The following is a 23,692-nucleotide window of genomic DNA, read 5'->3' as shown; positions in this document are numbered from 1 at the left end:
CAGAAGCGACCCGGAATGCCGGCCTCAACCGCGCTATTCCTTCTCGATCGTGCATTGCAGGGGGTGCTGGCTCTGGCGCGCGAGATCCATTACCTGGGTCACCTTGGTTTCGGCCACCTCATAGGTGAACACGCCGCAGACGCCGACCCCGCGACGATGCACATGCAGCATGATCCGCTCGGCCTCCTGGCGGCTCTTGCCGAAGAACCGCTCCAGCACGTGCACCACGAATTCCATCGGCGTGTAGTCGTCATTGAGCATCAGCACCTTGTACAGCGATGGCTTGCGCGTTTTCGCGCGTGTCCTGGTCGCCACTCCGGTGCCCAGCCCGTTTCCGGTGCCTTTGCGATCCGCGCCTGACATGAACGTATCTTCGAACTTCACAACCTCATCCTATTCACACGTGCCGGCACTGGGAAAGAGAAAATTTTCGGCCCGGCGCCGATTCTCGCGGCGCGCCCCTCAGAAACGGACCGTTGCGGCCAGAGAACCATATTCATGAATGCCGCCGGACTGGCCATGAAAGCGCTCGGTCTGGAACACCTGCGTATAGGTCAGGCGGACGCCGCGCCAGATCAACGCCACGCCGGCCTCGAAGGAACCGACGACACGGTTCGGCCGCACCGAGCGGCTGGTCTGATAGAGCGTGCCCTGCAGATATTCGTCATGGGCGACCAGCTTGGCACCCGCGCCGGCAAAGACATACCACGCGAAATGCCGGGTGCTGAAGGCATCGCCGCCGGACGGCCCCGGGCTGATGAGCGGCGCCCCGAAATCGGCATCCAGCCCCTCGCCAAGACGGAAGACAACGCCCGGTTCCGCATAGATTTCGGTCGTGCCGGCCATGGCCGAAAGCTGCGGCAACGCATCCGCCTGCAGCCCGGCGCCCGGCGCGGTCAGCCGCAACCGCCAGATGCGGCTGGCGAACAGGTCGAAAGCAGGTTCGCTCGGCAGCTGATAGGCCCAGCCATGGGTCCGCCCCTGGCCGATGATCGCATGGGTGGTATTCTGGACGATCTCGGCACCCGCATCGCGCCCGAACACGCCGGTATCGAAGCCCATGATCGTCCGGCTGCCGGCGGTATCCTGGATCAGGCTGAAGCTTGCCAGCAACGAGCCGGCATAGGGTTCGTCGTTCGCCGGCGGGTTGATCAGCGTCGTCGCCGCCGGGGTGAAGATCTTCTGGGTCAGGCTGATGCTGATCCGCTGCCGGCCCTGGCCGAGCACCGCATGGCCGAACGCGGCAACCGCGCCGGGAACCTCTCCCGCATTCGAGGTCCAGCCGAGATGCACGCCGTTCACATAATAGCGATCGGTCAGGGCTTGGGTGCTGATCGAGGCATTTTCGTCCTGGAGCGTCCAGATTCCGCCTGGAAACGCACCGCTCGCGCGGGACGTTGCCGGGGCCAGCGCGGACAGCGAGGCGGACATGGCAAGAACGGCCAGGGTTCGGTTCATCTGCTTGATCCTGCGTGGAGTGCGGGCCGCGGATGCGGTCCGGCATTGAGGGCCTTCACCCAAATCGTCTCAGGCAGGACGATTGCAAGTCAAGTGCAGGAAACGGGATACAGCCGGTCATGCAATGGCAACGGCCGCTGCATGGGACATATGACAACTGTTTGTGAGCAAAAGCGTCGTGCACTCACCATATCAATCACCGATGATTTCAATAGCCCTGAATATTGTACGACGGATTTTACGAAGCCGGTCGCGGCTGTGCTGCCTGCCGGTCGCTTCACTCGCAATCTTCGCCGGCATCGCCGCCGCATCGCCCGCGGCGCAGGCCGCCTCACCCGTTGGTGACTGGCTGACGGGCGAAGGCGGTGCGGTCGTGAAGATCGCGCGTTGTGGCGGCGCGGCTCATGGCAGCGCCGCGCTGTGCGGGCACATCGTCGGCATCGTGCTCGATCACGGCAGCCCGATGCCCAAGGACTGGCAGGGCCGCAGCCAGTGCGGCTTCGAACTGATCCGCCCCTCGGCAGCGCGCCCCGGCGGCAAGATCTGGCGCGGACGCATCATCAATCCGCACAATGGCGCGCGGTATCATGCCGAATTCCATGTCGACCATGCCGGATCGCTCGCGCTGCGCGGCTATGTCGGCCTGCCGATCTTCGGCGAAACGCGACACTGGCTGCCGTTCCACGGCACGGTGCCGGCGTCCTGCCGGCTCGACCGGTCGGCGATCGCATCGGGGGCGCGATAATCCGGCGTCGCACCAGCACCAGAAAATCGTGACGGAGTGGAAAGGCTTACGCCTTCGCCACCCGGATTTCCGTCTCCAGCCCGACCAGCGAGCCCAGCCGGACCAGCCGCCGCTCGATCGGATCGCCGGCAAAAACCCCGCTGCTGGCATCGAGACACAGCACCAGCCGATCGCGGTCGCGCTCCAGGCGTGTCGCGGCGAGCAAGGCAGGGGTGCCGGCCGACAGCGTATAGGCCAGGCGCAGCGCCGCCCCGAGGGTTTCGGCGCGGCGGGCCGTCGCCATGTCGAGCAGGGCGCGCGAGGGCGCGAGGAACGCGCTTTCCACCGGCGCCTCGTAGCGCAGGGCAAGGGTGAGGGCGAGAAAGGCGCGGGCATGGTGATCGAGCCCGACGCCGGTTTGCCGCAGGACACGCAGGAAAGCCTGCTCGGCGCGGTATTCGGGATGCTCGTGATTGCCGATATCGGAGAACCAGCACGCCGCCTCGCGCAGCCGCCGGTGCGAGGCCGGCTCGCCGGGGAACAGCGTGGCGGTCCAGGCGATCAGCGCCCCCGGCAGCGCCGGGTCGCGCAGCAACCCCACTGTAAGATCACGTCCGGCGGCGATCAGCGGATCCTGCTGGCGCATCGCCTCCGGCAATTGCCGCAGAAACCAGCCCTCGCGCAGGCCATTGGCGCTGAACACGACCCGGCTTGCCCCGGTCGCCCGCAGCAGACGGCGGAGGATGAGCGCCGCGTAAGGCAGATCCTCGATCCGCTTGCGCGCCACGCCGGGCATCCGCTCGATCAGCTTGCGGCTCGCATCGCCGATCACGGCGGACAGGTCGCGCGCCTCGTCCCGCCCGACGGTGTAATGATGGACCATCGCCAGCGGATAGCCGGTCTGGGCGATATGGATGCGCGCCAGCGCCCGGAACGCGCCGCCGGACACATACAGGTCGCCCCCTTCGCCCTCGCCGAGAAACGGAACGCTGGCCAGCTCATCCGCGACGATCGCCCGCGCCCTTGTCCGGTCCTCGAGCGCCCGCTCGGCGAGGCGGATCACCCCGACCGGCACCGTCGCGGCCGGGCCGATCCGTCCCTCGGAAAGACGGACCAGTTCGAGCGACCCGCCGCCCAGATCGGCCAGAATGCCATCCGCGCCCGGAATGCCGCATAGAACCCCCTCGGCGGAGAGCCGCGCCTCTTCCTCGCCGCTCAGCACGATGACCCTGAGACCCGGAATTTCAGCTTCGAGCCGGGCAACGAACGCCGCGCCATTGGCCGCGTCGCGCACGGCGGACGTGGCCAGCGCCTCGAACGGCGCCGCTCCCATGGCACGGGCGATGGCGCCGTAGCGGCGCATGACCATCACCGTCTCGTCCATCGCCGAATCGTCGAGCTGGCCGGTGCGGATCAGGCCACGGGCCAGGCGCAGCACCGCCTTCTCGTTGAAAATCTGCATCGGGTTGCGGGATTCGCCCTGGAAAACCACCAGGCGGACCGAATTCGACCCGAGATCGACCACGGCGCGGCGGCGCGAAGTGTCCGATGCCGTCTCGTGAGACATGCGCGTCATGCCGCTTGCGTAGCGCAGCGCGGGCGCGGGCGGTAGAGGGGGCCGGGACGCCGCGCAGCCCGCCGTAAAGCGCAACCCTGCCGCGCCCGAGGGGTTTCATGCGCCGATATCGCCGCAAGGCGTTTGACTTGGCGGCCCGCCTTCGCACAATAGCGTGGTTGCGAAAGAAAGTGACCACGACATGATCCCTGCCCTCATGCCGAATTACAACCGGATCGACGTGTCGTTCAGCCATGGCGACGGCGCCTGGCTGATGGCCGATGACGGCCGACGATTCCTCGATTTCGGCGCCGGGATCGCGACATCGTCGCTCGGCCACGGCCATCCCGGCCTGACCAGGGCGATCGCCGAACAGGCGGCGAAGGTGATTCACGTCTCGAATCTCTATCGGGTGCCGCAGGCCGAGCAGCTCGCCGCCCGCCTCGTCGCGGCCAGCTTCGCCGACAGCGTGTTCTTCTGCAATTCCGGCGCCGAGGCCAACGAGGCGCTGGTCAAGGCTTTCCGCAAGACCATGGCGCGCGAGGGCAAACCCGAGCGATACCGCGTCATCTGCGCGCAGGGCGCGTTCCACGGCCGCACCCTGGCGATGATCAGCGCGACCGGCAACGCCAAGTATCTCGAAGGGTTCGGCCCGCCGGTCGACGGGTTCGACCATGTGCCGTTCAACAATCTCAACGCGCTGCGCGATGCGATAACCCCCGAGACCGCCGGCATTCTCGTCGAGCCGATCCAGGGCGAGGGCGGCATCCGGCCGGCGACGGCCGAGTATCTGCGCGGCCTGCGCGCCGCGGCCGACGAGTTCGGCCTGCTGCTCGGCTTCGACGAGGTGCAGTGCGGCATGGGCCGCACCGGAAAGCTCTTCGCGCATGAATGGGCCGGAATCGCGCCCGATGCGGTCAGCACCGCGAAGGGCATCGCCGGCGGGTTTCCGCTGGGCGCGCTGCTCGCGGGCGAACGCGTCGCCGCGAGCCTGGTGCCGGGCAGCCATGGCACGACCTATGGCGGCAGCCCGCTCGCCTGCGCCGCCGGCAATGCCGTGCTCGATGAAATTCTGGCGCCCGGCTTCCTCGATGCGGTGGCGCGGGCCGGAGAGCGGCTGCGCACCGGGCTCGACGCATTGGCGGCGCGCCATGGGCAGGTGTTTTCCGGCGCGCGCGGCCAGGGGCTGATGCAGGGTCTGGTGTGCGTGGTGCCGAATGGCGAGGTGCAGGGCGCCTGCCTCGCCGAGGGCCTGCTGGTGGTCGCCGCCGGCGACAACGTGCTGCGCCTGGTGCCGCCGCTGATCGTGCGGGAGGATGAGGTGGACGAGGCGCTGGCCCGGCTCGACGCCGCGGCGCGGCGCTGCACGCCCTCCAGCGCGCGGGACGCCGCACAATGAGCGCCGCGATCAAAACCGGGCGGTCCGCCTCTTCGCCGCGGCATTTCCTCGACCTGTCGCTGATCGACGGCCCGACGCTGCGCCACATGCTCGATACCGCAACGCGCTTCAAGCGCGCCGGCCGCGCCCTCGGCCAGCCGCTCGCCGGGCGGGCGCTGGCGCTGATCTTCGAGAAGCCCTCCACCCGCACCCGCGTCAGTTTCGAGATCGGCATGCGCCGGCTCGGCGGCGAGGTGATCATGCTGTCGTCGCAGGAAATGCAGATCGGCCGGGGCGAGACGGTGGCGGATACCGCCCGCGTGCTCTCGCGCTATGTCGACGGCATCATGCTGCGGACCGACCGCGAGGAAAAGCTGCGCGAACTCGCCGCCCATGCCAGCGTGCCGGTGATCAACGGGCTGACCGAGCGCTCGCACCCCTGCCAGGTGATGGCGGACGTGATGACATTCGAGGAGAAGCGCGGCGCGATCGCCGGCCAGCGCATCGCCTGGATCGGCGATGGCAACAACATGGCCAAGAGCTGGATCGAGGCGTCGGCGCGGTTCGGCTTCCAGCTGCGCCTCGCCTGCCCGGCGGAACTCCCGCCGGACGCGGAGGCCCTGGCCTGGGCGCGCGCGCAGGGCGCCGACATCCTGCTCACCGCCAGCCCGGCCGAAGCCGCCGAAGGTGCGCGTTGCGTGACCACCGATACCTGGGTGAGCATGAGCGACGAGGATGCGGAAAACCGGCACGCCATCCTCGCCGGCTATCGGGTGGACGAGGCGCTGATGGCCCGCGCTGCGGCGGATGCGATCTTCATGCATTGCCTGCCCGCCCATCGCGGCGAGGAGGTCAGCGCCGGGGTGATCGAGTGGTCTTCGACGAGGCGGAAAACCGGCTTTTCGCGCAGCAGGGGATTCTCGCCTGGGCGTTCGGCGCGGCCTGATCCAGGATCAGGCCGGCCTGGTTCAGGCTGGATACGCTCAGGCTGGGCGGACCTGCCGTGCGGCCCGCCAGCGCGGATAGAACACGCTGATCGCAAGCCCTGCGATCACCAGCCCGGCAGCGGCCAGTTTCCAGCCCGGCATCGGCTCGCCAATCCAGACGACAGACGCCGCCATCCCGAACACCGGCACCAGCAACGCCATCGGGCTGACCGTGGCGGAGGGATAGCGCGCAAGCAGGAACGCCCAGCTGCCATAGCCGAACCAGCTGTTGCCGACCGACTGCCAGATCACCGCGACCCATCCGGCCGGCGTTGCGTGGGTTATGGCGTGCAGCAGCACGGCCGGCCCCTGGCGCAGCAACGCGACCAGCAACAGCGGCGGCGCCGCGAACAGGCTCGACCACACCACATAGGCCAGGGCGTCGCGCGCGCCGCTCTCGCGAGCGACGATGTTGCCCACGGCCCATGACGAGGCGGCGAGCAGGACGAGCATCAGGCCGAACAGGGTCGTGGTGCCGCCATGCAGATGCAGCATGATGACGCCGATACCCACCACGGCGAGCAGGCAGGCGACCACCTGAAATCCCCGCAACCGCTCGCCTACCCGCGCCATCGAGAGGAAAATCGTGAAGAAAACCTGGGTCTGGATCATCAGCGAGGCCAGGCCGGGCGAAATCCGCCCATCCATCGCGAAGAACAGCAGGCCGAACTGGCCAGCGCCGATGAGCAGCCCGTAGGCCGCGAGATTCGACCACTTCACTTGTGGCCGCTTCAGGAAGAATACACCGGGAACGGCAGCGAGGGCGAAGCGCAGACCGGCAAGGAGAAAGGGCGGGAACTGGTCCAGCGCCAGGCGGATCACGACGAAATTGGTGCCCCACACCGCGACCACGGCAAGGGCCAGCAACGCATGGCGCGGGCTAAGAACTGTCGATTCACTCACAACCGAACCTGTCAGGCAGATGACGGCACGGGCGGGCGCGCCAGAAGAAACCGGCCGCCTTGTCGGGTCGTCAGCTCCAGACGGTGAAGGCGGCGATCAGCAGAACCGTGACGATCACGCAGATCGTGGTGACCGTGATGAACCGGGAAAAGCTGTTCCAGCCCGTCTGGCTGGACTCTTCAAGCTGCTCCAGACTGATCCGCAGCTTGTTCGGGTGTTCCGTGTCAGCCATCATTCCTGCCTTGAACCTTTCTTGCCGTCGCCACATTGCGTGACCATTCGAAGCCCTGTCCGGTCACACGGAAAACGATGCGCGGTCGACGTCGCTACACATCCTTGTGACATTGGAAGTTGCTATAACGTCCCGACATCAAACGCAAGGGTTGAGAAGCCGGGCCGCCGGATCGGCCGGAACCGTCGTGCCGCGGATGACGTCCCGCAGCGCCAGCGGGTAGAGAACATGCTCCTGCGCGAGTACGCGGGCGGCCAGTGCGGACTCGGTATCGCCGGGCAGCACGGGCACCGCCGCCTGCGCGAGGATGGGCCCCTCGTCCATCGTCTCGGTCACCAGATGCACGGTGCAGCCGTGCAGCCGCACGCCGGCGGCCAGCGCCCGGGCATGGGTATCGAGCCCGGGAAAAGCGGGCAGCAGCGAGGGATGGATGTTCAGCATCCGCCCGGCCCAGCGGCCGACGAGAAAAGGCGTCAACAGCCGCATGTACCCGGCAAGGCAGACCAGCTCGCATCCGGCCTCGCGGAGTGCTGCATCGATCGCCGCCTCGTGGGCCGCGCGATCGGCGCCGAAATCCCGCCCCGGGATCGCCGCGGCCGGAATGCCGGCGCGCCGTGCGGCCTCGAGCCCGGGTGCCGCCGCGCGGTTCGACAGCACGATGGCGATCTCGGCGGGATACTCGGCCGCGGCCGCCGCAGCGATCAGCGCCTCCATGTTCGAGCCGCGGCCCGAAATGAGGATGCCGACGCGGCGCTTCATGCGAAGAGCGTCTCCGCCGGCCCGATCGTCACCTCCGGCGCCCCGGTCCCGGCCGTGATCTGGCCGAGACGATGCGCGGTGACCCCCGCGCCGGCGAGCAGGTCGAGCGCCGCAGCCTCGTCGGCCGGGCGGATCACCAGCACCATGCCGATGCCGCAGTTGAACACCCGCAGCATTTCCGCCGCGGCGACATTCCCGGTCCGCGCCAGCCAGCCGAACACCGGCGGCACCGGCCATGCCCTGTCGATCACCGCCGCGGTGCCATCGGGCAGCACCCGCGGCAGATTGCCCGGCAGCCCGCCGCCGGTGATATGGGCGGCGGCGCGGAGCAGCCCCGCCCGCGCCAGCGCCAGCACCGGCTGGACATAGAGTGCCGTCGGCGCCATCAGCGCCCCGCCGAGGGTCTGCTCCGGCGCAAAGGGCGCGGGCGCGTCGAGCCCGATCCCGGCAGCATCGATGATCCGGCGGACGAGGGAAAACCCGTTCGAGTGCACGCCGGTGCTGGACAGGCCGAGCAGGATGTCGCCGGGCGCCACGCCCTCGGGCAGCAGGCGCCCGCGCTCCGCCGCGCCGACCGCGAAGCCGGCGAGATCATAATCCCCCGCGCCATACATGCCGGGCATTTCCGCCGTCTCGCCCCCCGTCAGGGCGCAGCCGACCTGCCGGCAGCCCTCGGCGATGCCGGCGATGACGCGCGCCGCAATCGCGGGGTCGAGCCGCCCGGTCGCGAAATAATCGAGGAAGAACAGCGGCTCCGCCCCCTGCACCACGAGGTCGTTGACGCACATCGCCACGAGGTCGATGCCAACGGTGTCGTGGATGCCGGTATCGATCGCCAGCCGGAGCTTGGTCCCCACCCCGTCGGTCGTCGCAACCAGGATCGGGTCGGCGAAACCCGCCGCGCGCGGATCGAACAAGGCGCCGAACCCGCCGATGCCGCCGAGCACGCCCGCCCGCACGGTCGCCTTTGCCAGCGGCTTGATCGCCTCGACCAGGGCATCGCCGGCCTCGATGTCCACCCCGGCGGCGCGATAGGTTTCGCCGTTCGAACCGTCCTTGCTGGTCATGCCCGCCTCCGATGCGCTAATCTCGGTTCATGAAAGCTTCGGCCACACTGCTCAGCGGCACCCGCCCGCCCGCCAGGACATCCCTGGCCATCGCGTTGGCGCGGTTATCACCACAGCGCGCGCCTCAAGGCAACACAGCCGGCCGCAGCCGCTCATGACCGGCGAACCCCAGGCCGGCTTCCGCTGGCAGCGCTTCGGCTGGATCGTGGCGGGGATCATCCTCGTCGTCCTGTTCCTGCGGCTGTTCTCGGCGATCCTGCTGCCCTTCGTGGCCGCCGCCGGCATTGCCTATTTCCTCGACCCGGCGGTCTCCGCCCTGAACCGGCTCGGCCTGCCGCGCTCGCTCGGCGCGATCATCATGCTGCTCGCGATGATTGCCGGCGCCGGCCTCTGCGCGCTGCTGCTCTACCCGCTGATCACGGCCCAGATCAGCCTGCTCGCCCAGCAACTGCCCGGCATGATCGCCGGGCTGCAACAATTCACCACCCACCAGATCAGCCTGATCCAGGCCCGCTTCGGCTCCGGCTTCGTCTCGAACAAGCTGCAATCGCTGGTCAGCAACGAGGCCGGCGCCATCGTGAATTTCGCCGGGTCGGCGGCGCGGCAGGTGCTCGGCACCGGCTTCGCGCTGTTCAACATCCTCACCCTTCTGGTGATCACGCCGATCGTCGCCTTCTATTTCCTGCGCGACTGGCCGCTGGTGATGGGACGGCTCGATTCCTGGCTGCCCCGCTCCTATGAAAGCGTGATCCGCAATCTCGCCCGCGAGATCAGCCGGATCCTCAACGCCTGGCTGCGCGGCCAGGCGATATGCTGCCTGTTTCTCGGCGTGTTCTACGCGCTGACCCTGACGCTCGCCGGCCTCAATCTCGGTCTTGTCATCGGGCTGACCGCCGGCCTGCTCTCCTTCATTCCCTATGTCGGCACGATCGTCGGCGCGGTCTCCTCCATCGTGCTCGCGCTCGGCCAGTTCAGCGGGCTCGACCATGTGCTGATCGTGGGCGGGATCTTCGTCGTCGGCCAGTTGCTCAACGACTACGTGGTGGCCCCCCGCTTCCTCGGCGACCGGCTTGGCCTGTCCTCGGTCTGGGTGATCTTCGCCCTGTTCGCCGGAGCCGAGACCTTCGGCTTTCTCGGGGTGCTGCTCGCCGTTCCCGTCACCGCAACCCTCGGCGTGCTCACGCGGTTCTGGCTGCGCCACTACCTGCAGAGCCCGCTCTATCTCGACCCGCCCCGGCACGGTGCGTAGCGAGGGGTACGAGCCGCGGCAGATGGCGCTGCCGTTCGACGAGCCGGAGCGCTTCGCCGCGGCCGATTTCATCGAGGCGCCGTCGAACGCGGCGGCACGCGCCGCCCTCGCCGCGCCGGAGAACTGGGTGAACCGCCGGCTTGTCCTCTGGGGCGAGGCCGGCAGCGGCAAATCCCACCTCGTCTGGCTCTGGGCCGCCCGCACCGGTGCGCTCCGGCTCGATGCCGCGCGCCTGCGCGCCCCCGCCAGCCCCGGGAAAGCGCCGCTGGTGATCGAGGATATCGACGCCGCGGCAGCCCCGCTCGCCCTGTTCGCCACACTCGAACGCGCCACCCAGGACGCCGTTTCGGTGCTGATGACCTGCCGCACACCGCCCGCGCGTCTGCCCATCGAGCCGCCGGATCTCGCGAGTCGTTTGCGCGCCAGCCTGACCATCCGCATCGAGCCGGCCGAACCGGCCCTGCTCGACGCGCTGCTGCATCGTCTCGCCGCGGCGCGGCAGATGAACCTGCCGCCCGCGCTGCACCAGTTCCTGCTGAACCGGCTGCCGCGCCGCCCCGCCGTACTGCGCGAGGCGATCGCCCGGCTCGACCGCTACGCCCTCGCACTCGGCACGGCCCCCTCGCGCCGCCTCGCCGAACGACTGATCGACGAACTGGCCGACCCGGACGAGGAGACGGCCGATCCCGATCCCGCCGTCCGCGCGCCGGACCTGCCGGCTGCCGCCATCACATCTTTGCTTTAGCTGTCAGGGCTTTCATGGCAATGTGCGGGCATGGACGCGGAAACCCTGCCCGAGATCACCGTTGAGCCGGCCCTGGCCGATGGCACCCCACGGTTCATCAACCGCGAGTTGTCGTGGCTGGCCTTCAACGCCCGGGTCGTCGCCGCCGCCGAAAACCCGCGCTACCCACTGCTCGAACGGCTGCGCTTCGTCTCGATAAGCGCCTCCAATCTCGACGAGTTCTACTCCGTCCGCGTCGCCGGGCTGATCGGCCAGGCCCGCGCCGGGGTTGCCCTGCGCTCCTCGGACGGGCTGACGCCCACCCAGCAGCTCGCCGAGATCAACCGCTGCGCCCGGACCCTGATGGAAACCCAGCAGCGCGTGCTCGGCAGTGTTCTGGCCGAGCTGGCGGGCGCCGGCCTGACCGTGATCGCCCCGCACGAGCTGAACGAGGCTGACCGCGCCTTTCTCGACCAGCATTTCATGGAGCGGGTCTTCCCGGTCCTGACGCCGCTCGCGATCGACCCCGCGCACCCGTTTCCCTTCGTCCAGAACATGGGCCTCGTGCTTGCGCTCAAGCTGATCCGCCAGGACGATTCCGGCGTGATGCGGGCGCTGATCCCGCTGCCCGCGCAGATCCGGCGCTTCATCCGCCTGCCCGACCCGTCGCCGGCGACGATCCGCTTCATCAAGCTCGAGGATCTGGTGATCCTCTTCCTCGACCGCCTGTTCCACGGCTTCCGCCTCGCCGGTTCCGGCCTGTTCCGCGTCTGCCGCGATACCGATGTCGAGTTCGAGGAAGAGGCGGAGGATCTGGTCCAGTCCTATGAAACCGCGCTGAAGCGCCGCCGCCGCGGTGCCGCGATCGAGCTGACCCTCGCCGCCAACATGCCGGACGACCTGCGCAGCCTCGTGATCGACGAGGTGGAGGCGCCGGAAAACCACTTCTTCATCGAAGCAGGGATGCTTGGCCTGGTCGATCTCAAGGAAATGATCGTCGACGACCGGCCCGAGCTGCTGTTTCCCGTCTACACGCCGCGCTTCCCCGAGCGCATCCGCGATTTCGGCGGCGACTGCTTCGCCGCGATCCGCAACAAGGACATCATCGTCCATCACCCGTTCGAGAGTTTCGACGTGGTGGTGCAGTTCCTCCGCCAGGCCGCCTCCGATCCCAATGTCGTCGCCATCAAGCAGACGCTGTATCGCACCAGCCGCGACTCCCCGATCGTCGGCGCGCTGATCGAGGCCGCCGAGTCGGGCAAGAGCGTCACCGCGATGGTGGAGTTGCGCGCCCGTTTCGACGAGGAGGCGAATATCCGCCTCGCCCGCACGCTCGAAGCCGCCGGCGTGCAGGTGGTCTACGGCTTCCTCGGGCTGAAGACCCACGCCAAGCTCTCGCTCGTGGTCCGGCGCGAGGGCAGCGCCATGCGGTCCTACGCGCATTTCGGCACCGGCAACTACCACCCGATCACCGCGCGCATCTACACCGACCTGTCCTTCTTCACCTGCGACCTGCAACTGACGCGCGATGCTGCCCGCCTGTTCAACTACATGACCGGCTATGCCCGGCCCGAGCAGATGGACCAGCTGGTCTTCAGCCCGATCACGACCCGCCGCGCCATCGGCGCGCTGATCGACGCCGAGATCGAGGCAGCGCGCGCCGGCCGCCCGTCGGGCATCTGGCTCAAGCTGAACTCGCTGGTCGACGAACGGCTGATCGACCATCTCTACCGCGCCTCCGCCGCCGGCGTGCCGGTCTCCTGCGTGGTGCGCGGCATCTGCTGCCTCCGCCCCGGCGTGCCCGGACTGTCGGAGAACATCCGCGTCAAGTCGATCATCGGCCGCTTCCTCGAACACGCCCGCATCGCCGTCTTCGCCAACGGCTCGCGCATGCCCGACCGCGAGAACAAGGTCTTCATCTCCAGCGCCGACTGGATGGCCCGCAACATGGACTGGCGGGTGGAAACCTTCGTGCCAATCCACAATCCCACGGTCCACGCCCAGGTGCTCGACCAGATCATGGCCGTCGACCTGCGCGACAATGTCGATTCCTGGACGCTCGGCCCCGATGGCGCCTGGTCGCGGGTGACGCCGGGCGAGGCGCCGGTCTCCGCGCATGAATATTTCATGACCAACCCCTCGCTGTCCGGCCGGGGCTCGGCGCTGCGTGGCCCGCTCACCCAGCAGCAGCGCGACCAGGTCCGTTATCGCAAGACCTTCCTGACCGACGACTGACGCTGCGGCGCCGGCAAGGCACCCGGCTGGCGCAGAACGCCGGCCACCGCCGCCAGATGATTGCGACAAATCTCGCCCGCCTCCCATAGCTGCGCGACATAGGTCGCCACCGCGGACTGGCGCTGCACCACCGGCACCGCCGGCGCCGGCGGACACGACAGAAGTGCGGGCGGGACCAGCGGCGTCACCACCCTGATGCGCGTGACGACCTGCGGCGGAGAGGCCGCACACCCGGCGAGCAGTGCTGCGGCCGCGAGCATCAACCCGCTCCGTGACCCACCTCCTGTCATGGCTTCGCCCCCGCACCCTGCGCCGCCCCGAGTTGCGAGAGCGCGCCCGCCAGCACCGGGGCGACAGGACCATCCTGTTTTGGCGGCGCGGCGGCCACGCTCGTCAAAATCTGCTGCGAAAGCGCAACACCTTGCGCATCCGCCGCCGCCGCCGTCGTCAGCGCGGTCTGCCAGGCCGCCTCGTCGGCGCGCAACCGGGCGAGTTCGACGCGGTTTTCCGCATTCGTCGCCATCAGCCGCGCGATCGTGCCCTGCCCGTCGCGCACCGCGACCCGCGCCGCGCGCAGCGCGACCTCGAGATGCCAGCCATAGAGCAGCAGCCCCGCGAGGAGCAGGCCGCCCAGAATCCACGGCGCGAACCGCCCGAGCGCCGACAGCATCACGGCTGGCATCGCGCACCTCCGGCGAGCCTGGCCTTCAGCCCCATTCCGAACGCACCGGCGGCGATCGCCGACCCGAGGCCCATGCCATACGCATCGGGCTCGAACCGCTGGCCCCGCACCACCACGGCGAACACACCAAGAAAAATGTAGCTCAGCACGCCCAGCACCGAGAGCAGGGCCATCCCGTCAGACCGCCCCGCGGCATCTGAGACGATCTCCAGCAGAAAACGTCGCATCCGAATGTCCTTTCAGCCGCCGAAACGCAGCCAGTGATCGGCGACACTGCCGATCACCGCCGAAATCACGCCGATCACCACCATGATCACCCGATGGCTGCCCGACTGTTCGCCGCGGAATCGCGCCAGTTCCGAGCGAAACTGCGCGAAGGCCTCCACCAGCTCGTCCGATCTGTCGATGAAGCGCTCCTGCGTGCCGGTCACCTGCAGCTCGAAGCGGTTGCGCCAGGCCTCGAGCGCGAGATGCCGCGCCTCGATCGCGGCGATGTCCCGCCGTCCCGAGGCAATCTCGACCTGAAGCATGCCGACATCCGAGCGCAGATCCCCCAGCGCGTCCCGCAGGAACGCGATCGTGTCCTCACCCATGACGCTCACCCCGGCGTTGTCGAAAGCGGAACGCCGTAGGCGGTTGCCTGCAGCGGCATGTCGAAGGCGAAGGCACCCCCCAGATCCGCCGCCATCGACCATCCGGCCGGCGGCGCAAGGCTGGCGAGATTGTCCGTGACCGCATCGCCCCGGCCGATCTGCGTACTGCCATACGGATAATACAGCAGGCACGACGCAGCCGGGTTCACCGGCGCGCGCTGCAACGTCACCGCCACATGCGTCGCATCGACCCGCGCGGCCGCGATGGCCGGGATCATCGGCCCCGGGTTTGCCACGGTGCCGCCATCCATCACCGCGAATCCGGCGCCGTTCACCGCCTGCAGATCGACCTTCATGTCGGTACCGGCATCGTGCCGGATGGTCAGGACGATCTGGTCCGGCGCCGCCTGATAGGCATGCACGACCGACGGGCCACCCGCCAACGGCAACCCGCCTGCTGGCACGGCGGATGCCGGAATCGTATCCGAAAGCCCCATCGCCAGCGCTGCCCGCGCCGCCGCATGCGCCCCGATCCGCCCATACCGCAACAGGTCCGGCTGGTCCCGATGCTGCGGGTCACCACCCGAGAACAACCCTGTCGCCGGGTTCCACGCCGCGTTCAGCGGGTTGGAATCTGCCGTCTGCGCCGCGAAGATCACGGCGTTCAGTGTCGGGTCGAGCGACAGGTCGAGCACGCTCTCGCGCACCATCTGCACACCCTGGTCGGTCTCGTAGGGAATGGCGCTCCAGAGCAGCAGCGGCAGCGAGGCAACACTCCGCCCCAGCATCTGCCGCGTCAGCGCCGCGAGCCGGCTGACACTTTCCTTGTAGAGCGTCTTGTTCGCGTAAGGCATCGTGCTGTCCTGCTCGCTCCACGGCCAGAGCAGGAAGGCGATATCCGCCTCGTCCATCGCCGGGACCAGCGCCTGCGCGCCGGTCAGATAGGCCGACAGCGCCTGCCCGTCCGGCCCCAGCACCCAGGTCGCGGGCGAAGACCCGTCGCCGGGATTGGTCAGGAACGTGCCATTCCCCGTCCCGGGCGGGAACAGCGGGGGCGAGGCGTTGGACACCGGATGCCCCGCAATCATCGAATACCGCGCCGGGCTGACCACATTCCCCGCCGGCAGCGACGTCGCCGCCCACGCGGCCGCCCCGAGATACCACGCAACACCCCGCGCCAGCGCTTCCGCCCCGCCCGCCTGCACGAACCACTCGGCGTTCGACTGGCCCATGACCAGCAGGTTGACGCCCCGCCGCGCGCCCAGCACCCAGCGCCCCTGGGCGGATACCAGCGTCGCGATCTCCGCTGCATCCAGCGCCCGGGTCCAGCAGGCGGCCTCGTGAAACCAGCACTGCGCCGAACCCTGCACCGTATTGTCGTGGAACAGCAGCACATCGCCGGCCGCCGCCGCCGGCAGCGGATTTGCGGCAGCACTCGCCACCAGCGTGCCGTCGAGCCACACATCCAGGCCCGTCCCCGGCGTATGGCGCAGGATCAGCGCATGGCTGTGCCGCCGTTCGATCGTCGTGGTGATGCCGCGACTCGCCGCCGTGCCGGGAAACAGCGTCAGCCCGCCGCCGCCCGGCCCGCCGGCCTCGATGATGGTCATTCCCGTCGCCATCGCATGGATCAGCGGGATCGGCGCATTGTCGACCTCGATCGTGCCCTGCCGCCAGTTCGGCCGGGTCCAGACGAGATAGAGCGTCCAGGCCGACAAGCTGCCGAGGTCGAACCGCGCGAGCGAAAGCCCCCAGTCCGGATCGAGCGTCGGCCCGTATTGCGCGATCGCCGGGTCCGGGCTGCCAACCGCACCGAGAAACCCGTTGACCCGCGACACCGCCAGCATCGCCGCCGGCGCGGTATCCGCCACGATGTGAAAGGGCAGCAGCGGCACACCGTTACCGGACTTGTCGGCCAGCGCCACCGCAGGGGCGTTCCAGGCGGTGAGCGGATTGCCATTGGCATCGAGAACGGCACCGAGCGCGCCGGCATCCCACCAACCTGCCAGACCGGCGATCGCGGCCGGCGTCGGCCCGGCGAAGGCGCTTCCCGCCGGCACCGACCCCGCACCTTGAGCGCGGGCGAACAACCGCCCCGTTCCCTCGCGCAGCGGCGCGGCCGGGCGTACCGAAATCAGGTTCATGCTCAGGTCACCGTGATCGTGAAGCCGGACACCGAAGCCGCCTGCCCCGTCGCGGTCTCGACCCAGACGTAATACGCCCCCGCCGTTGCCGGGATCGTCGCGTAGACCGCCCAGAGCCCGTTATTGTCGATGAGCGAGGCCGCCTGCCAGCCGCCCAATGGCGGCGCGGCATTGGACGTCGAGAACGCCACCTGGGTCGCGATCGCCTGCGCCGGGCTGATGCCGCCGTTCAGCGCCATCGTGCCCGATCCGGCGGCAACCGAGATGGTCGCAGGCTGGTTGATCGTATACGTCACGACAGGCGTCGCCGCCGTCACCGTGATCGCGCCGGATACCGCCGTCACCGCCGCGTCCGCCGTCTGCTCGGCCCAGAGATAGACCGTTCCCGCCGCACTCCCCGCCGGCAGCGTGGCCGACCAGGTGCCGCCACTGACCGTCGCGGCGACCAAGCTCGCAGGCGGTGTGGCAGCACTCGCCGAAAGCCCGACCTGCACCGCCGTCCCCGCCGGGGCCACGGTGCCGCTCACCGCGATCGTGCCGCCCGCACTCGCGCTGGCCGGCACCGCGGCGAGGGCGACCGCCGCCGTCGCCACGCTAAACGGCGCGCTCCGGCCGACCACGCCAGTCGCATTATGGTCGCGCACCGCGATCGTGTAGCTGCCCGCCGGCAATCCAGGCACCTGAAAGGAATACGACCCGGCGCCGATCATCGGCGATGCCACCGCCGTCCAGTTCGTCCCGTCCGTCGAATAGTCGAGCGCGGTCGGGGCTTCGTCGAACAGGCCGCCACTGACCGTAAAGGGAGCATTGGCCGCCGGGCTGCCGGGCGCGTTCACCGTGATGGTCGGCGTCGGCAACGCGATCCCGTCCCACCAGACCAGCGATCCGCCGGAATAGGTCAGCGCCGTCAGCTCCGCCGCGGTGCCGGGCGGCAACGTGGCCACCCCGGTGCCGGAGGTGATGCCGGTGCCCATCGTCACCGGCCCCGCGGCGAGGTTGATCACCCGGCAGGTGAACCCGCTGCCCATGTTGGTGAAATTGGCGGTCAGGGTGATCGGCTGGCTCGCCACCAGAACCCTCTGGTTATGCGTCGTCGCGTCGAGCACCGTGTTGCTGTTCAGCTCGACGACCTGCCGGCGCATGGTCGGGATCTTCTGCGCCGCATAGGTCCAGATCGCCGCGAAGCTCTGGCTGGCCAGCGCGTTGCCGCCCTGCGCGACCAGCAGCAGGTCGGAATCCGCCGCCGGCCCCGCCGCGGGCAGCTGATCGATCGTCTGCCCGCCCACCAGCTTCTCGTAGGAGAGCCAGGCATTGGCGCCGTTCTGCCAGATCGCGACGAAATCGGCGCTGCCGATCGTGCTGGCCGAATTCGTCGCCCCCGGCGCATTCAACCCCGAACCGGCAGGACCGGCCGGCCCCGCAGGACCGGCAGCACCGGCAGGCCCCGCCGGACCGGTCGCTCCCGCGATCGCGCTGGCCGTGACGCTCAGCGTGCCATTGGCATCGATCGCAAGGCCGGTCCCTGCGGCAAACAGCCCGCGCAGGGCCGTAACCGGCAGCCGCCCCGGCGCGCCCTGGGCGTTCACCACCACCTCGTCGGTGGCCGAGAACGCACCGAGCAGCGCAAAGCCGAGATGATCGGTGCCCGTGGCCGCGAGCGTGCCAGCACCGAGCGCAAGCCCGGCCCCCGGCGTCACCGCCTCCGGTGCTCCCGCCCCGGCGCTGTTGCGCCCAAGCAGGTCGCCGGTCGGCAGGCTGATTTCGTGCTGGAGCCCGGCGGTCACCTGCTGCACGCTCGCGGCATAGAGCATGCTGTTCTGCGACAAAGCGAGCAGGTCGGTCGGCCCCACGCTCGCTGCGGTGGGCAGTTGGGGTATCGTCGTCATGGTTCGGGAATGTCCTCTCGCGTTGCCTCAGGCGATCGCGATCCAGCCGGTCGCGTCGGTCGCGGCTTGCTTGATCCAGAAGGTTGCCCCGGCGCCGCCGTCGAGGTTGCGGTAGCTCGATGCGGGCGGCGCGCTCACCACGCCGAGCGGCGAACCCCGCCCGATCAGCGCCACGCATCCGGTCGGCTCGGTCGGCGAGATCAGCCGGACCGCGCCACCCGTCGCCGGTTCGAGCCGCACATCCCCGGCCTGGCTGCCGAGCGTGACGCTGCCATCGGCGGCCGGCGCCAGATAATCGGACTGGATGAACCGCGCCGCCTGCCAGGCCCCGGCATGCCCCCGCCACTCGATCGTCGCACCCGCCGGCACGGTCAGCTTCGCGCCGGTCCAGTTTTCCTGCGCCGGCACGCTGCCGGCAGACGCGAAACTCACCGGCGCGAGACACTCGATCTCCAGCCGCCGGCCTTCGAGCACCGGCAGCCCGACCTGCACGCTCGCCGTCGCACCCGTGCCGTCACCGCTGATGCTCACCTGCGTACCCGGGCCATAGAGGCTGCCGGCCGCGGTGATATAGACGCCGATGACGCTGCCATTGGCGATCCAGGCGCCGGCCGCAGCCCCGCTGCCGGTCCCGCTGATCGCGACGGTCGCGGTCGTGTAGTTCGACCCGCCATTGGTCACCTTGATGTAGCTGATCGTCCCCGCGCTCCGCTGCGCCGTGGCACTGATGATCGACTGCACCTGCCCCGTGCCTTGCGACACCGTCACCCGGTCCACCAGGTCGGGATAGACCAGCGTGTTCAGCCCGTTCGATGCCACCGGATTGACCGCGAAACTGTCGGCGAAATTCAGGATGTTGTTCCGCAGCACGACCGAATCGGTATAGGCCAGCAGCGCGTTGAGCGGATCGCCCCCGGTGCCGGAGGAGACGATATTGTCCCGCACCACCACCAGCTGCGGCGCATCCTTCAGGACGATGCCATAACCGCCGGGACCGTAATTGATCCGGTTCCCGGCAATCTCGAGATTGTTGCAGGCGATGCCGAAATCGGTCCCGCGCCCGTCGGATTCGACGTTGAGCGCCTCGATTCCCGTTGTGCAATCCTGGATGAAATTGCCCCGCACCGTGCAGTTCTGGCTACCGCCGATGCCGATGCCGATCGTCTGGCCGTCGCAGTAATTGCCGGACAGCTCGACAAAGACCGACCCGCCGGCATCGATCCCGAAGCCGCCCGCATTGGTGATCATGTTGTCGGCGACGCGGCAATAGCCGGTATTCACCAGCATCCCGCCGCCAGCCGGCCCGTTATCGACCAGCAGGTTGCCGCTCACCAGGATGTTCCGCCCCGAAATCGAGATGCCGTAGCTGCTGTTGCCAAACGCGCAATTCTGCGCGACCAGCGCGCCGAGCACGTCCGGATTGGCATTGCCATAGGTGCCCGGCTGAAGGTTCGTCTGGTTGAAATTGCCGACCACGATGCCGGTCTGGTTGTTCCAGCACGTGTTGCCGACCACCTGCACATCGCGGATCTTCAGCGTCAGCGTCGGGTCCTGACTGTCGACGTAAATGCCGTTGCGGGCGTTGTCGTGCGCCCGGCAACCCGTCACCGCGACAGCGTCGGTCGCCGCGATCCAGAGCCCATCCACGGCATTCGCGGTGAATTCGCAGTCATGCACGTGATGCTGCGTCACCGCCGGGTCGCTGGGCGCGATCGCGAGGCCCCAGCCATAGATCGATGCCTTGGCATTGCGGAACTGCGAGCGCGTGACGATCGACGCCGTGCAGCCGGCCTGGATCACCACGCCCCAGCTCTGCGCCGTGATCGCGGCATTGGCGTCGAAAATGATACCATCGGCGATGAAGGTCGCCGCACTCACGCTGATCCATGCCGCCTGGCTCGATGTGCCGGCCACACTCTGCGCGCCGCGCGTCAGCACCGTCTGCCCCGGCACGCCGATCAGTGTCGCGGCAGTGCCGCCGATGTCGCATTCGCCGTCGATCCGGTAGGTCTTCGGCCCGAACCGCACCGGGCTGCCCGCGGCAAGTGCCGCGCGCAGCGCCGGCGCGTCATCGGTCGCCCCGTCGCCCTTCGCACCGAAATCCTCGATCGCGACGGCGTTGGCGGCCAGCGCGGCGATCGAGCGCACCGCGCTCGCACCCGCCGCGACCGCCTCGAACCCGTCCGCCCGCACGCCCTGCACGGATGATATTCCGCCCATGAAGGCGCCATAACTCAGCGCGACATTCGCGCCGCCCTGGCCGAGCGGCACGGAATCGCCGCTACCCGGCGGCGCTCCCGCCGGCAGTGCGGCGATCTCGAACGGTGTGGCGGTGGCCGCGAGGGTGGTGCCGCTGAGCGACAGGTTGGCGCCGATCGTGATCGGCACCGGCGCCGCCGTTCCCGGCCCGATGCCGCCGAGCAGCGTGCCCTGTGGCAGGGCGAGCTGCTGCTGCATGCCGGCGAGGAACTGCGCGCGCGTTGCCGCCACGGTCTGTCCGGCCTGGTAGAGCGGCAGTTCGTCGCTGTCCGAAACCGAATTCGCCGCCGGCAATTGTCCGATGGTGGGCATGCCGCCTCCTCAGTTCGCGGTGATGGGCTGGCCGAACGGGCTGGTGATCGGCGCGCCGTCCGGGGTGGTGATCGCGCTCGCCGGGGCCGGCACCGAGGCCAGCGACACAACCGGCAGCGCGATGCTCCGGGCCAGATTCCGACCGGCCAGCGTGGTGATCGAAACCGTGACCGTATAGGTCGTGCCCGGCTGCCCTCCGGCGAGCCAAAGCACCGCCCTCGTGCCATCGATCGCGGTCGAGGCGAGGGCGAGATCGCCCGGATTGTCCGGGTTCACCGTGGCCGTGACGGTGGCGATCGCGTCGCCGGGGCTGCCCGCCAGCGCGGGCGCCACGTCGAACGTGTAATCCAGCATGTCGCCAGGGTCCTTTTCCGGCCAGGCCAGCGGCCGCGGCGGCAGCAGCGCGATCCCGCGCGGCGTCGGAATGAACCCCTCGATCTCGATCAGCCGTGCCGAGGCCGCCTGCCAGATCCGGCTGGCCGGTGTCGTGCTTGCGCTCATCAGGATGGACCCCCGCTCAATATTCGACAATGACGATGCCGGGCGCGCCCGCGCCGCCCGGACTGCTGGTGGGTGCTGCGCCGACCGAGGCGCCGCCGCCGCCGCCGCCACCGCCGAAGCCGGTCGCCTGAAGTCCCGGCAACGGACCGCTCGCGCCCCGGCCGCTTCCCGGCCCGCCGCCATCGCCGCCGCGTCCGGCAACGGCGATGCCGTCACCCCCCATCGCCCCGCCCTGCACGATCCGCGCCCCCAGGCCGATGCCGCCAGCGCCCCCGGCGGTGGCGAACAGGCTGGCCGTTCCCCCCTCGCCGCCGCCGCCGCCGGTCGCCGAAAGGTAGCTGCCGAAGCTCGATGCACCGCCGGTGCCGCCATTGGCCGGCGCGCTAGGCGCAGCACCGCCCGCGCCCACCGTCACCGGCACCACCTGTCCGGGCACGAGGCCGGTGACGATGTCGATCGCCGTGCCCCCCGCGCCGCCGCCGCCGCCCGGCATCGTCGCGTGATATCCCGCCCCGCCGCCACCGCCGACCACCGTGACCTTCGCCTGCGTCACGCCCGGCGGCACGACGAAATTGCCCAAGCCCTCGAACACCTGCATCTGCGAGAAGCCCGGCCGCAGTTGCGGCAGCTTGCAAGGCAGGAACGGCGCCTGCGGCAGCGTGACGATATCCGTCGCTGCAATGGCACTCTGCCCGTAATTGACGGTGACGACGTAAAGCCCCACCCATCCCGCATCGACCGGCGGCGTCGCCTGGGTTCCCGCCGCCGCCGCCGCACCCGGCTTGACCTGGAGCTGCACCCGCTGAAGCCGCTGCGTGTTCTGTGCGCCGCCCGAATTGCCCGGCCCCGAATACGGCACCGAAGGATCGGCGGCGTTCACATAGGGCAGCACCACCGGATCGGCGTCGATCTCCGAAAACGTCGCCTCGATCAGGTAATTCACCGACTGGCCGGAACTGGCCGGCGCGGCCAGCGTGAACGTGACCGGATCGAGATTGATCCCCATCCGTACCGTCTGCTGGGCGATATCCTGCGGCAGGCTGCCATAGCTGTTGGCATCGACCGGCCCGAGCTGGGTGATCGACCCCGGCGCCACCGTCACCGTCAGCGAGGCCGGCACGCTCGGCGTGCAGGCCAGCCCGTCGGCGACCATGCCGCCGCCGAGCACCGCCGCGCCAAGGGCGCCGATCGCGGCCATCACGTTGCGGTTGAGGTTCAGAATGTCGGTATCCAGCGGGATCGCCCCGGGATAGACGATGGTCCTGTCCATGAAGATGTCCTTGTCATGAGGCCGCGCGACGGCGCCCGCCGCATCAGGGCGGCGTCCGGCCGGCAGGGAGGGAAAGGCGCGGTATATTGGCCCGTCAGTTCAGCAACCGCGTCCAGGCGATGGCATTGACGGGCAGCACGTGGGCGATGGCGGCATAGATGTCGGCATCGGTGGCCAGCCCCACATCCTGGGCGAGATCGCTCCAGGCCAGCGGCGCGGTCGAATAACCGCCCGGCCCGTAGCCGAACCCGCCCGAGGCTCCGCTGCCGGCCACGAACGGCCGATAGGCCGTCACGAAACACTGGTAGGGCAATGCGAGACTGCCATAGCCGCCGCGCACCCCATACCCCAGCGTGCCGGCGCCATAGCCGCCGGTATCGCCGGTGTTGGCGGCCTCGAAAATCACCGGCGCCCGCCCGGTCTCGGCGGTGATGGCGGCGGCGAGCGCCGCGCGCGTCGCCTTCGGGGTCAGCAGATTGGCGCGGATCCGCCCGCTGAACGCGGCATCCGCCTCGCCCGCCCGCCGCACGATGCGCCCGCCCAGATAGTCACGCGCGGCGATGTCCAGCATCGGGCCGGTGGCCGTCGCGATCCGCGTCTGCCGCCGCACCGTGCCGATCAGCGCATACAGCGCCGCCCAGAGCGCGCCGAGCCCGCCGAGAACCTGATCGAGCACCGGCGTCGCATCGGCGAACCAGCCGGCCGGCAGCGCCATTTTCAGCCGCGCCGCCATGTCGGCCGCGCTGCCGGGGGAATTTGCCGAACCGCTCATGGC

22 protein-coding genes and 1 pseudogene are annotated in these 23,692 nt (G+C 69.3%); 6 read left to right on the top strand and 17 right to left on the bottom strand.

The window, feature by feature from the left end; all coding sequences use genetic code 11:
- Window positions 1–33: 33 nt before the first annotated feature.
- A complete protein-coding gene (clpS, locus tag B7Z76_RS06330; RefSeq protein WP_174504852.1) occupies window positions 34–363 on the bottom strand; it encodes an ATP-dependent Clp protease adapter ClpS in 330 nt (109 codons plus the stop codon).
- Window positions 364–462: 99 nt separating this feature from the next.
- Window positions 463–1,458, bottom strand: coding sequence for a lipid A deacylase LpxR family protein (locus B7Z76_RS06325; protein WP_174503623.1), 996 nt, complete (start codon window positions 1,456–1,458; stop codon window positions 463–465).
- Window positions 1,459–1,660: 202 nt separating this feature from the next.
- Here B7Z76_RS06325 and B7Z76_RS06320 point away from each other — a divergent pair, with 202 nt between their 5' ends.
- The gene (locus B7Z76_RS06320; protein WP_174503622.1) at window positions 1,661–2,203 is read left to right on the top strand and encodes a DUF2147 domain-containing protein; all 543 of its coding nucleotides are present in this window, start codon (window positions 1,661–1,663) and stop codon (window positions 2,201–2,203) included.
- A 46-nt stretch (window positions 2,204–2,249) separates the two neighbouring features.
- On the opposite strand, the gene B7Z76_RS06315 is transcribed toward B7Z76_RS06320, so the two are convergent.
- Window positions 2,250–3,758 (bottom strand): Ppx/GppA family phosphatase, encoded by a 1,509-nt coding sequence (locus B7Z76_RS06315; protein ID WP_236656353.1) that lies wholly within the window; start codon window positions 3,756–3,758, stop codon window positions 2,250–2,252.
- 181 nt (window positions 3,759–3,939) lie between these two features.
- Here B7Z76_RS06315 and B7Z76_RS06310 point away from each other — a divergent pair, with 181 nt between their 5' ends.
- Window positions 3,940–5,136, top strand: coding sequence for an aspartate aminotransferase family protein (locus tag B7Z76_RS06310; RefSeq protein ID WP_174503621.1), 1,197 nt, complete (start codon window positions 3,940–3,942; stop codon window positions 5,134–5,136).
- A pseudogene (argF, locus tag B7Z76_RS06305) lies at window positions 5,133–6,061 on the top strand (ornithine carbamoyltransferase). The gene B7Z76_RS06310 and the pseudogene argF overlap by 4 nt, the downstream one beginning before the upstream one ends.
- A 37-nt stretch (window positions 6,062–6,098) precedes the next feature.
- Here argF and B7Z76_RS06300 read toward each other — a convergent pair.
- The 4 genes from B7Z76_RS06300 to purM form a co-directional block, all read right to left on the bottom strand.
- Window positions 6,099–6,923, bottom strand: a complete 825-nt coding sequence (locus tag B7Z76_RS06300) for an EamA family transporter (RefSeq protein WP_291342888.1) — start codon at window positions 6,921–6,923, stop codon at window positions 6,099–6,101.
- 151 nt (window positions 6,924–7,074) lie between these two features.
- Window positions 7,075–7,239 carry a hypothetical protein gene (locus B7Z76_RS06295; protein ID WP_291342809.1) on the bottom strand — a complete coding sequence of 55 codons (165 nt, stop codon included), beginning with the start codon at window positions 7,237–7,239 and terminating at the stop codon, window positions 7,075–7,077.
- 135 nt (window positions 7,240–7,374) lie between these two features.
- Window positions 7,375–7,995 (bottom strand): phosphoribosylglycinamide formyltransferase, encoded by a 621-nt coding sequence (purN, locus tag B7Z76_RS06290; RefSeq protein ID WP_174503617.1) that lies wholly within the window; start codon window positions 7,993–7,995, stop codon window positions 7,375–7,377.
- Window positions 7,992–9,062: a phosphoribosylformylglycinamidine cyclo-ligase gene (purM, locus tag B7Z76_RS06285; RefSeq protein ID WP_291342806.1), complete on the bottom strand. Its 1,071-nt coding sequence runs from the start codon at window positions 9,060–9,062 to the stop codon at window positions 7,992–7,994. Before purM ends, purN begins: the two co-directional genes overlap by 4 nt.
- 154 nt (window positions 9,063–9,216) lie before the next feature.
- Between purM and B7Z76_RS06280 the strand changes: the two genes are divergently transcribed.
- The 3 genes from B7Z76_RS06280 to B7Z76_RS06270 are packed head-to-tail and all read left to right on the top strand — an operon-like array spanning window position 9,217 to window position 13,270.
- On the top strand, window positions 9,217–10,311 hold the full coding sequence (locus B7Z76_RS06280) for an AI-2E family transporter (protein ID WP_174503615.1): 1,095 nt from the start codon (window positions 9,217–9,219) through the stop codon (window positions 10,309–10,311).
- Window positions 10,304–11,056, top strand: a complete 753-nt coding sequence (locus B7Z76_RS06275) for a DnaA ATPase domain-containing protein (RefSeq protein ID WP_236656351.1) — start codon at window positions 10,304–10,306, stop codon at window positions 11,054–11,056. The genes B7Z76_RS06280 and B7Z76_RS06275 overlap by 8 nt, the downstream gene beginning before the upstream one ends.
- Before the next feature lie 30 nt (window positions 11,057–11,086).
- Window positions 11,087–13,270 (top strand): RNA degradosome polyphosphate kinase, encoded by a 2,184-nt coding sequence (locus tag B7Z76_RS06270; RefSeq protein WP_174503614.1) that lies wholly within the window; start codon window positions 11,087–11,089, stop codon window positions 13,268–13,270.
- Here the strand turns inward: B7Z76_RS06270 and B7Z76_RS06265 are convergent.
- The 10 genes from B7Z76_RS06265 to B7Z76_RS06220 form a co-directional block, all read right to left on the bottom strand.
- Window positions 13,240–13,530 (bottom strand): hypothetical protein, encoded by a 291-nt coding sequence (locus tag B7Z76_RS06265; protein ID WP_236656514.1) that lies wholly within the window; start codon window positions 13,528–13,530, stop codon window positions 13,240–13,242. The genes B7Z76_RS06270 and B7Z76_RS06265 overlap by 31 nt on opposite strands.
- A gap of 26 nt (window positions 13,531–13,556) precedes the next feature.
- Window positions 13,557–13,952 carry a hypothetical protein gene (locus B7Z76_RS06260; RefSeq protein ID WP_291342805.1) on the bottom strand — a complete coding sequence of 132 codons (396 nt, stop codon included), beginning with the start codon at window positions 13,950–13,952 and terminating at the stop codon, window positions 13,557–13,559.
- A complete protein-coding gene (locus B7Z76_RS06255; RefSeq protein WP_174503611.1) occupies window positions 13,940–14,179 on the bottom strand; it encodes a hypothetical protein in 240 nt (79 codons plus the stop codon). The genes B7Z76_RS06260 and B7Z76_RS06255 overlap by 13 nt, the downstream gene beginning before the upstream one ends.
- Before the next feature lie 12 nt (window positions 14,180–14,191).
- A complete protein-coding gene (locus B7Z76_RS06250; protein ID WP_174503610.1) occupies window positions 14,192–14,545 on the bottom strand; it encodes a hypothetical protein in 354 nt (117 codons plus the stop codon).
- 5 nt (window positions 14,546–14,550) lie between these two features.
- On the bottom strand, window positions 14,551–16,689 hold the full coding sequence (locus tag B7Z76_RS06245; RefSeq protein ID WP_291342803.1) for a hypothetical protein: 2,139 nt from the start codon (window positions 16,687–16,689) through the stop codon (window positions 14,551–14,553).
- 2 nt (window positions 16,690–16,691) lie between these two features.
- Complete coding sequence (locus B7Z76_RS06240; protein ID WP_291342802.1) at window positions 16,692–18,575, bottom strand: collagen-like protein; 1,884 nt, start codon at window positions 18,573–18,575, stop codon at window positions 16,692–16,694.
- Window positions 18,576–18,602: 27 nt separating this feature from the next.
- A complete protein-coding gene (locus tag B7Z76_RS06235; RefSeq protein ID WP_291342800.1) occupies window positions 18,603–21,146 on the bottom strand; it encodes a right-handed parallel beta-helix repeat-containing protein in 2,544 nt (847 codons plus the stop codon).
- Window positions 21,147–21,155: 9 nt separating this feature from the next.
- On the bottom strand, window positions 21,156–21,647 hold the full coding sequence (locus B7Z76_RS06230; protein WP_174503606.1) for a hypothetical protein: 492 nt from the start codon (window positions 21,645–21,647) through the stop codon (window positions 21,156–21,158).
- 16 nt (window positions 21,648–21,663) lie between these two features.
- Window positions 21,664–22,917: a glycine-rich domain-containing protein gene (locus B7Z76_RS06225; protein ID WP_174503605.1), complete on the bottom strand. Its 1,254-nt coding sequence runs from the start codon at window positions 22,915–22,917 to the stop codon at window positions 21,664–21,666.
- Window positions 22,918–23,011: 94 nt separating this feature from the next.
- Window positions 23,012–23,689, bottom strand: a complete 678-nt coding sequence (locus tag B7Z76_RS06220; protein WP_291342797.1) for a hypothetical protein — start codon at window positions 23,687–23,689, stop codon at window positions 23,012–23,014.
- Between the last annotated feature and the right edge of the window lie 3 nt (window positions 23,690–23,692).

This window comes from Acidiphilium sp. 20-67-58 (assembly GCF_002255515.1).
Lineage (GTDB): Bacteria > Pseudomonadota > Alphaproteobacteria > Acetobacterales > Acetobacteraceae > Acidiphilium.
The sequence above is the reverse complement of the archived record's forward strand: the minus strand, read 5'-3'. Positions and strand labels throughout refer to the sequence as shown.

Bases quoted from the DNA above. Each gene is read 5' to 3' on its own strand.
- clpS (WP_174504852.1), bottom strand. From the start codon at position 363: ATGTCAGGCGCGGATCGCAAAGGCACCGGAAACGGGCTGGGCACCGGA.
- B7Z76_RS06325 (WP_174503623.1), bottom strand. From the start codon at position 1,458: ATGAACCGAACCCTGGCCGTTCTTGCCATGTCCGCCTCGCTGTCCGCG.
- B7Z76_RS06320 (WP_174503622.1), top strand. From the start codon at position 1,661: ATGATTTCAATAGCCCTGAATATTGTACGACGGATTTTACGAAGCCGG.
- B7Z76_RS06315 (WP_236656353.1), bottom strand. From the start codon at position 3,758: ATGACGCGCATGTCTCACGAGACGGCATCGGACACTTCGCGCCGCCGC.
- B7Z76_RS06310 (WP_174503621.1), top strand. From the start codon at position 3,940: ATGATCCCTGCCCTCATGCCGAATTACAACCGGATCGACGTGTCGTTC.
- B7Z76_RS06295 (WP_291342809.1), bottom strand. From the start codon at position 7,239: ATGATGGCTGACACGGAACACCCGAACAAGCTGCGGATCAGTCTGGAG.
- purN (WP_174503617.1), bottom strand. From the start codon at position 7,995: ATGAAGCGCCGCGTCGGCATCCTCATTTCGGGCCGCGGCTCGAACATG.
- purM (WP_291342806.1), bottom strand. From the start codon at position 9,062: ATGACCAGCAAGGACGGTTCGAACGGCGAAACCTATCGCGCCGCCGGG.
- B7Z76_RS06280 (WP_174503615.1), top strand. From the start codon at position 9,217: ATGACCGGCGAACCCCAGGCCGGCTTCCGCTGGCAGCGCTTCGGCTGG.
- B7Z76_RS06270 (WP_174503614.1), top strand. From the start codon at position 11,087: ATGGACGCGGAAACCCTGCCCGAGATCACCGTTGAGCCGGCCCTGGCC.
- B7Z76_RS06265 (WP_236656514.1), bottom strand. From the start codon at position 13,530: ATGCTCGCGGCCGCAGCACTGCTCGCCGGGTGTGCGGCCTCTCCGCCG.
- B7Z76_RS06260 (WP_291342805.1), bottom strand. From the start codon at position 13,952: ATGCCAGCCGTGATGCTGTCGGCGCTCGGGCGGTTCGCGCCGTGGATT.
- B7Z76_RS06255 (WP_174503611.1), bottom strand. From the start codon at position 14,179: ATGCGACGTTTTCTGCTGGAGATCGTCTCAGATGCCGCGGGGCGGTCT.
- B7Z76_RS06250 (WP_174503610.1), bottom strand. From the start codon at position 14,545: ATGGGTGAGGACACGATCGCGTTCCTGCGGGACGCGCTGGGGGATCTG.
- B7Z76_RS06245 (WP_291342803.1), bottom strand. From the start codon at position 16,689: ATGAACCTGATTTCGGTACGCCCGGCCGCGCCGCTGCGCGAGGGAACG.
- B7Z76_RS06240 (WP_291342802.1), bottom strand. From the start codon at position 18,575: ATGACGACGATACCCCAACTGCCCACCGCAGCGAGCGTGGGGCCGACC.
- B7Z76_RS06235 (WP_291342800.1), bottom strand. From the start codon at position 21,146: ATGCCCACCATCGGACAATTGCCGGCGGCGAATTCGGTTTCGGACAGC.
- B7Z76_RS06230 (WP_174503606.1), bottom strand. From the start codon at position 21,647: ATGAGCGCAAGCACGACACCGGCCAGCCGGATCTGGCAGGCGGCCTCG.
- B7Z76_RS06225 (WP_174503605.1), bottom strand. From the start codon at position 22,917: ATGGACAGGACCATCGTCTATCCCGGGGCGATCCCGCTGGATACCGAC.
- B7Z76_RS06220 (WP_291342797.1), bottom strand. From the start codon at position 23,689: ATGAGCGGTTCGGCAAATTCCCCCGGCAGCGCGGCCGACATGGCGGCG.